5 protein-coding genes and 3 pseudogenes are annotated in these 7,192 nt (G+C 65.9%); 6 read left to right on the plus strand and 2 right to left on the minus strand.

The window, feature by feature from the left end:
* Positions 1-23: 23 nt before the first annotated feature.
* A pseudogene (locus NA4_RS36515) lies at positions 24-1,086 on the minus strand (IS110 family RNA-guided transposase).
* Between the two features lie 213 nt (positions 1,087-1,299).
* Here NA4_RS36515 and NA4_RS43920 point away from each other — a divergent pair.
* Both NA4_RS43920 and NA4_RS43925 read left to right on the plus strand, forming a co-directional pair.
* Positions 1,300-1,497 (plus strand): annotated as a pseudogene (locus NA4_RS43920) (transposase); the annotation flags it as partial.
* Between the two features lie 136 nt (positions 1,498-1,633).
* Complete coding sequence (locus NA4_RS43925; protein ID WP_373862872.1) at positions 1,634-2,041, plus strand: IS3 family transposase; 408 nt, start codon at positions 1,634-1,636, stop codon at positions 2,039-2,041.
* Here NA4_RS43925 and NA4_RS43050 read toward each other — a convergent pair.
* Positions 2,020-2,106, minus strand: a pseudogene (locus NA4_RS43050) (ATP-binding protein); the annotation flags it as partial. The gene NA4_RS43925 and the pseudogene NA4_RS43050 sit on opposite strands and share 22 nt — an antisense overlap.
* Positions 2,107-2,191: 85 nt before the next feature.
* On the opposite strand from NA4_RS43050, the gene NA4_RS36520 reads away from it, so the two are divergent.
* The 4 genes from NA4_RS36520 to NA4_RS36535 all read left to right on the plus strand — a co-directional run bounded on the left by NA4_RS36520 (position 2,192) and on the right by NA4_RS36535 (position 7,072).
* A complete protein-coding gene (locus NA4_RS36520) occupies positions 2,192-3,316 on the plus strand; it encodes a site-specific integrase (RefSeq protein ID WP_218022514.1) in 1,125 nt (374 codons plus the stop codon).
* Positions 3,313-5,559, plus strand: a complete 2,247-nt coding sequence (locus NA4_RS36525; protein ID WP_067480433.1) for a tyrosine-type recombinase/integrase — start codon at positions 3,313-3,315, stop codon at positions 5,557-5,559. Before NA4_RS36520 ends, NA4_RS36525 begins: the two co-directional genes overlap by 4 nt.
* Positions 5,549-6,130 carry a DUF6262 family protein gene (locus tag NA4_RS36530; protein WP_157129520.1) on the plus strand — a complete coding sequence of 194 codons (582 nt, stop codon included), beginning with the start codon at positions 5,549-5,551 and terminating at the stop codon, positions 6,128-6,130. The genes NA4_RS36525 and NA4_RS36530 overlap by 11 nt, the downstream gene beginning before the upstream one ends.
* A 216-nt stretch (positions 6,131-6,346) precedes the next feature.
* Complete coding sequence (locus tag NA4_RS36535) at positions 6,347-7,072, plus strand: GNAT family N-acetyltransferase (protein ID WP_157129521.1); 726 nt, start codon at positions 6,347-6,349, stop codon at positions 7,070-7,072.
* Positions 7,073-7,192 lie beyond the last annotated feature (120 nt).

Genomic DNA, 7,192 nt, shown 5'->3' on the forward strand with positions numbered 1-7,192 from the left:
AACCCGTGATACCTCTGTATTTGTCAAGCAGCTTCGGGTTGACGGGCGAATTCGACTGCTCTGGTGCGTCGTTCGTCTCGGATCATGGTTCTCCAGCACAGATCCGCCAGGCGCCGCTTGAGACAGCGTTTCGCCTCCTTCGGTGTCTTTCCCTCGGCGATCTTCTTGTCGTAGTAGGCGCGTCCGGCGCTGCCACGCATCCGGATCTGGATCATCGCAATGGTGTGCAGGGCGGAGTTGAGTTCGCGATCGCCATAGCGCGACAAACGATGACGAGTCGAATCACCGCTGGCGATCTCGACCGGCGCCGCACCGGTGTAGTTGGCGTAGGCGGCCGCGGTCGGGAATCTGCTGGCCCGACCAGTGCGGCCGACGATGCGGGCAGCGAGCACTGGGCCGACACCGGGGATGTCGCGCAGCGTGGTGCCGTGCACGTCGAGCAGGTCGCTCATGGCCGCGGCGTTGTCGGTGAGCTGTGCGTCGTAGCGCTTGACGTCTGCGATCAAGTCCTTGACCAGGGACTTGCGGACTCTGTCGATATCGGTGCCCGGACGCAGGCCGCGCAGCACGGTCGAGGCTTTCGCCGCGGTGAGATCGGTGGGCACCCCGCCGGGCAGCAGCTCCCGCAGCAGGGCATGCAACTGGTTCACCGACCGGGTTCTGTTCTCGGACAGATTTTTGCGCCGCTCGTCCAGCAACGCGAGGGAATCAGCGGTCGTCTCCGCGTGCACCGGACGGGCATCGCCGTGCATGGCCGCGACACTCGCTGCGGCAGCGGCGTCGATGCGGTCGCTTTTTGCGGCGCCCACCGCGGGAAAGCTGCCGGATCCGTGCTGTCGCGGCCGGCGCGACATCCACTACCGCCTCGCCCTTCGAGACCAGCCACAGCGCCAGGTGGTGGCCCAAACCTTCGGCGTTCTCCACAGCCCAGGTTCGTTCGGGCCACTGCTGCGCCCAGGCCAGCAGCTTCCGATAGCCAGGAAAGCTGGCATCGATACGGATCGAGCCGTGGTCGGAGTTCGTCGCGGGGTCGACAGTGGTGGCGGTGTGGGTGGACTTGTGCGGATCGACGCCGATCAGCATCATCAGGTTCGGTTCCTCGTCTTTGCCGGGTGGGGAATCCACGGCCGACATGTCGACTTCAAGAACCTCTCACAGCAGCTTGTCGTCACACCTCTGTCGAGTCAGACCGTGAACGGAGCCGGGCAGGTGGACATGGCCTGTCCCCGGTGAATGAGACCACCTCGAACTAGAGTCCCGTTGGCCCCGGTGAGGGGCCGGAAGGGGACACTGAGAACCATGGCTGGACGGAAACGGCATTCCGCGGAAGAGATCGTGCGGAAGCTGCGCCGTGCCGACGAGTTGGCCGCCGCCGGTGCTTCGGGTGAGGAAATCGCCGCTGACCTGCAAGTATCGTCAGCCACGTTGTATAACTGGCGGCGCCAGTATGGCGGGATGGACACCGACGCCGCCAAAGAGCTCAAGGAGCTGCGCGAGCAGAACGCCCGGGGCTCAAGCGGCTGCTGGCCGATGCCGAGCTGGAGAAAGACGCGCTGCGGGAGATCGCTCGGGGAAACTTCTAGGCCCGGCGGCCAAGCGGCGGGCGGTCGGCATGCTCTTGCAGGTCAAGGGCATGTCCGAACGGTTCGCCTGCAAGGTTGTCGGGGTCCATCGGTCCACCTTCCGGCGACTGCCACTCGACCAAACCCCGGACGATCCCGACGCCGGCACCAGGGCCTGGCTACGCGAATACGCTCGCAAGAACCCTTGTCACGGGTTTCGTCGGGCGTGGGCGGCGTTGCGGTTCGACGAGGGCCACCGGGTCAACCGCAAACGGGTCCACCGGTTGTGGAAGCAGGAGGGCCTGCAGGTGAGAGTGCATCACCGACGTAAACGTCTCGGGTGTCGACGTTCACGTTTTTCCCGGCCCGTTCGTTCACGTAATCGGGCAGGTGGTGGGTCCTGGGTGATGTTCTACCCGACCTCCTTGTTCTGTGTCTTGGGTTCGTGGTTGCCGCGGGGCCGCTTGTTGGGCCGGTAGGACGGCCCGTTCATGAACACTTGGTGGCTGGTGTTGATGAGGCGGTCCAGGAGTGATTCGGTTATCTGACTATCGATTCTCTCTGTCCACGACGTCCAATCCACGGAGGCGGGTGCGCCGAATCTGCTGTGGTGGACAGCAGAGTTCACCATGTCCTGGACGGGGGACGGGGTGCGAGTTCAGCGAGTGGTGATGCCCTCAGGCGTGGAATCTGCGACGGTTCTGGCCGGTGGCGGGCTGGCGGTGGAGTCGACGGACCGGTTTCTGGCGCATCTGACCGCGATCGACCGCTCACCGAACACGGTCCGCGCCTATGCCCACGACCTGCGTGACTACTTCGAATTCCTGGAATGCCGTGGCCTGCAATGGGATCGGGTGGAGCTGGAAGATCTGGGCCGGTTCGTGGCCTGGTTACGACTGCCGGACGCAGCCCGCGATGCGCGAGTGGCGATACTGCCCTGGGTCGAGGCGAATCTGACTGCGGCGACGGTGAATCGGAAGCTATCAGCGCTGGCCTCGTTCTACGAGTTCCACCAACGCCACGGCGTCGGCCTCGGTGAGCTGCTGACCCGGTGGCGGCCAGGGCGTCGCGGCGGATCATGGCAGCCGTTCCTGGCGCACCTGGGCGCGCGACCGGAGCGGCACCGCGCGATCTCACTGCGGGCCGAGCGGCGGCCACCACGGGAGCTGACCCAGGCCGAGATGACGAGCTTGATCGGCGCCTGCGACCGGCTGCGCGACCGGTTCCTGCTGAGCCTGTTGCGAAGCACCGGCCTGAGGATCGGCGAAGCACTGGGGTTACGGCACGAAGACATTGATGCCCGCCGTCGGCTGGTCGCGGTTCGGCCGCGAACGAATGTGAACCGGGCACGGGCAAAGACCTGGTCGAGGGAGGTTCCCGCCGACGCGGCCTTGTTCCGCCTCTACAGCGACTATCTCCATGAGGAATACGGCCTGCTTGATTGCGACTACGTGTTCGTCAATCTCTGGGGCGCTCCGGTCGGAGCGCCGATGAGTTACGCCAGCGTCAATCGGCTGGTGCGTCGATTGCGGGCTCGGACCAGAATCATGTTCTCACCTCACCTTTTTCGCCATTCCTACGCCACCGGACTGCTTCGTCGCGGTGTCGCCGCCGAAGTCGTGCAGAAGGTGCTGGGCCACTCGAGCATCAGCGTCACCGCTGATACCTACTCCCACCTGAAGATCGAGGACGCTCGCCGAGCCCTAGCTGCGGCCGGGTTCCTCGACACCCCCGCTGCGGAGCAGACCGAATGACCACCGTGCAGCCGATCGCCAACAGCAACAGTTCCGGAACGAACCTGGCCGATCGGCTACGGGCCCGGTTCGCGCAGCCGGTGATCCTGGTCCACCCCGACGACCCGGTGATCGGCGGACCAGCATGCCTGGTCCCGGTCTGCGAACGGCAGGCCGTGCTGCTGGGCAAGTGCTCGGCGCATCATCGGCGTTGGATCGATGACGGGCGCCCCGCCGATGTCGATGCCTGGGCAGCAACGGCGCCGGCGAATCGGCGCTGGCTGCAACAGCCGACGAAATGCGCCATCGAGACCTGCCGTCGCAGCCGCCGCGAGAAGGGGCTCTGCCATTCCCACGTCAGCCGCTGGAATGACCAGGGCAGCCCCGAGCTGACCGGGTGGATCGCAGACGGCGGAGGGGGTCCGCCGTTGCCGACCGGGACCCGATGCCGGTTCCCCGATTGCGGACTCGACGCCGAAGGTGAGGCGGGATTGTGTGATCACCACCGCAGCCGATGGATCCGTGCGGACCGGCCACCGCTGCAGTCCTGGCTGATCAGCTGCTCGACTTTCGGACAGGACCGATTCGACCTGCGGCCGTTACCGATCCCGATGCGACACGAGATCGCCTACGCTATCCAATGCCGCGTCGACGAACGCCGCACCCAGACCCGCCCCCATCAGATCCGGCGGCTGCTGCGCGCACTGCCGGGCGGCGGCGTCGACTCGTTGCTGGCCCGCACACCCGAATCCTGGACGAGCTATCTCGGGTACTCCAGCGAGCGCGGCTACATCGAGCGCCGGTTCCTGCTGGATGCAATCGGCTACCTGCGCGACGCCATCGACGGCACCGGCTGGGATGCAGAGTTCCCACGCGATGTCTGGTTGCTGCGCAGACTCGGCCTCCCGGGCCGTGATGCACAGTTCCGGTTCACCGGCATCGAGCCGATCTGGTTACGGCAGTTGACCAAACGCTGGGCCCGCTGGCGGCTGTCGACGGGCATCGTGGTCGGCACCGTCGCCGCCGACATCCGCGCGATCACCCTGTTCTCCCAATCGTTCCCGGCCCTGCACCGCGGCCCCGAAGCGCTCACCCGGGAACTGGTCGAAGTCCACCTGGCATACCTGGCCAACCGGTTTTCCAACCCGAAAAGCCGCACCAGCCAGATCAGCAGCCTCGCCGGCCTGCTGCGCGCGACCCGCCAGCACGGCTGGGAACCCCGCCTGGCACCGCAGGTCGATCTGTTCGCCGAGGATTATCCCCGCCTCATCGCCGGCGCACCCAGGGCGTTGTCGGAGGCGGTGATGGCGCAGCTGGAAAACCCAGCCAACCTCGACCGGTTCGCTAACCCGCGCGGCCGGTTACTGGCGCGGATCCTGATGAGCACCGGACTGCGCGTCGGCGACGGCAGCCGACTGCGGCTGGACTGCATCGTCCGGGATGGCCAGGGCGCGCCCTACCTGCGCTACACGAACCACAAGATGCACCGCGACGCGTTCGTCCCCATCGACACCGACCTGGCCGAGGCGATCACCGCCCAGCAGCAGGCCGTCCTCGCCGAGTTCGATGATCCGGAGTATCTGCTGCCGCGCCCAACCCGCAACCCCGAAGGCAAGCTGCCGTTCAGCACCGCTACTTTCCGAGGGGAACTCTTGGAATGGTTGCGCGCCTGCGATATCCGCGACGAACTCGGCTGCCCGGTACATGTTTCTCCGCACTGTTGGCGCCACACTTTCGGAACCCGGCTGATCAACAACGAAGTCCCGCAGGAGACCGTGCGCCGGTTGCTCGACCACGATTCGCACGCGATGACCTCCCACTACGCCCGGCTGTCGGACAAGACCATCCGGGAACAGTGGGAACGCGCCCGCAAGGTCAACATCGCCGGCGAGCAGCTGGCACCCGACACCGGCCCGCTGGCTGAGGCGGTCTGGATGAAGAACAACATCGCGCGCGCAAAAATGGCTCTTCCCAACGGCTATTGCGCGCTGCCCTTGCAGCAGAAGTGCGAATTCGCCAACGCCTGTTTAACGTGTCCGGTCTTCGTCACGACCCCGGAGTTCCTGCCTCAGCACCGCCGCCAGCTCGAACAAACCCAGGCGCTGATCGCCCAGGCCGACCACAGCGGGCACCAGCGGCTGGCCGAGATGAACCGCACCGTCGAGAAGAACCTGCTCGCCATCATCGACGGCCTCACCACATTCGGTGGATGCTGCAGCAGCGGGAAATCCTGCACCGGGGACGGAGACTCGCATGCCTGCTGACCCCAACCGCCTCGCCGAGCACGCCCGCCGACGCCACCATGACACCCTGCGACGCGCCGAGCAGGCCCTTACCGAACTCGCTGATGCTGGCCAACCGGTGACCGTCGCGCTGCTGGCCGACCGAGCCGGGGTCTCGCGCTCGTGGATCTACACCCAGCCCGCCTTGCACCAGCGGGTCAAACAGCTACAACACCAACACACTGCCTCCGGCCTTGCCCGCAAGGCCGTCACCCGGGCCAGCGACGATTCGATGCGCCAGCGCCTTGCCCTGGCATACGAGCGAGTCAACCAACTCCGCGCTGAAAACCAGCAACTGCGTGACGCACTCGCGCACGCCCATGGCCAGCTCCGCGCCACCCGACTCAGCACCGACGGCCAGCGATCGACAGAGCTCGGGCAACTGCTGCAACTGCTGCACGACTGGCTCGCTGCCGACCAAGCCGCCCGCACCAGCCTGGACACCTTCGCCGGCGGCCCCTTCACATCGCAGCGCCTGCGCGAGGACCTGATCCGATTCACCTACCTGCTCGGCCATTTCGACCAACCACCGCCGGAGATCGACCGGGGTTGAAAATGGCTTGCCCACCGTCGGGACCCGGCTCGAGGATATGACCACCGGCACAAGCAGAAGGACCTCATGGCCATACGACGAGATTTCGCATGGACTGAGGATCTTGTTCTCCTGCAATCGTTAACCCAACGTCTCTGGTCACCCGAGCGTCGGTTCCACATCGGCGACATCGCCTGGGGCTGGCACTCGATCCCCGACGCGCAGCAAGCATTCCGCGTGTCGCTATGGGAGGAACGCAGCACAGTATCGGCCTGGGCATGGATCGAGTTGCCCGGCCACCTGGAACTGCTCGTCGACCCGGCCGCGACCGATCTGTTGCCGCAGCTGCTGAACTGGTTCGAAACCGTGGCGCCTGGTCCCACCCTGTCCTGCCTGGTGATGGAGACCGATCGCCACGAACGCGCGGCACTGTCCCGCCGCGGCTACACGCTGCAGACGATCGGACCGTTCTTCCGCCGCCACGTCCACGACCTGACCGAGTTGCCAGCACCGCTACTGCCCGGCGGGTTTACGATCACCGCCATCACCTCCGACGACGCCGAGCGGCGGGCGGCAGCCCACCGCGCTGGCTGGGCTGACTTCGGCTCCCGGGTCACCGCCGACACCTACCGAAACGTCATGGCCGCCTACCCCTACCGCGAGCGGACAGACCTTGTCGTCGTCGCGCCCGACGGCCAATGGGTGGCCTCAGCGCTGGGCTGGTACGACGAAATCAACCGCGTTGGCCTGGTAGAGCCGGTCTCGTGCATTCCGCCGTTCCGCGGCAAGGGACTGGCCAAGGCCGTCAATACCGCTCTGCTGCACGCATTCCGGTCCCTCGGAGCAACTCACTCGGTGATCCTGCCTCGCGGCGACCACGCCTACCCGGCACCCGCACGCCTATACCAGGCCATCGGCTACCAGCCTGGCCCCCGCACACTGCTCTACACCCGGAACCAGTAGTCGAAGACACCTGTCCAAAACACGAACATGCTGGTCAACAAACAATTCGGCAGCAGAAGTCAAGATAACCGCAGCGACAACGGGATTCGGGAACAGTGGGTACCAGTCGACCGGCGATCT

Origin of the sequence: Nocardia amamiensis NBRC 102102 (assembly GCF_001612745.1) — a bacterium.
Lineage (GTDB): Bacteria > Actinomycetota > Actinomycetes > Mycobacteriales > Mycobacteriaceae > Nocardia > Nocardia amamiensis.

Excerpts from the sequence above, each read along its gene's own strand:
- NA4_RS36520 (WP_218022514.1), top strand. The coding sequence starts at position 2,192 with ATGTCCTGGACGGGGGACGGGGTGCGAGTTCAGCGAGTGGTGATGCCC.
- NA4_RS36525 (WP_067480433.1), top strand. The coding sequence starts at position 3,313 with ATGACCACCGTGCAGCCGATCGCCAACAGCAACAGTTCCGGAACGAAC.
- NA4_RS43925 (WP_373862872.1), top strand. The coding sequence starts at position 1,634 with ATGTCCGAACGGTTCGCCTGCAAGGTTGTCGGGGTCCATCGGTCCACC.
- NA4_RS36530 (WP_157129520.1), top strand. The coding sequence starts at position 5,549 with ATGCCTGCTGACCCCAACCGCCTCGCCGAGCACGCCCGCCGACGCCAC.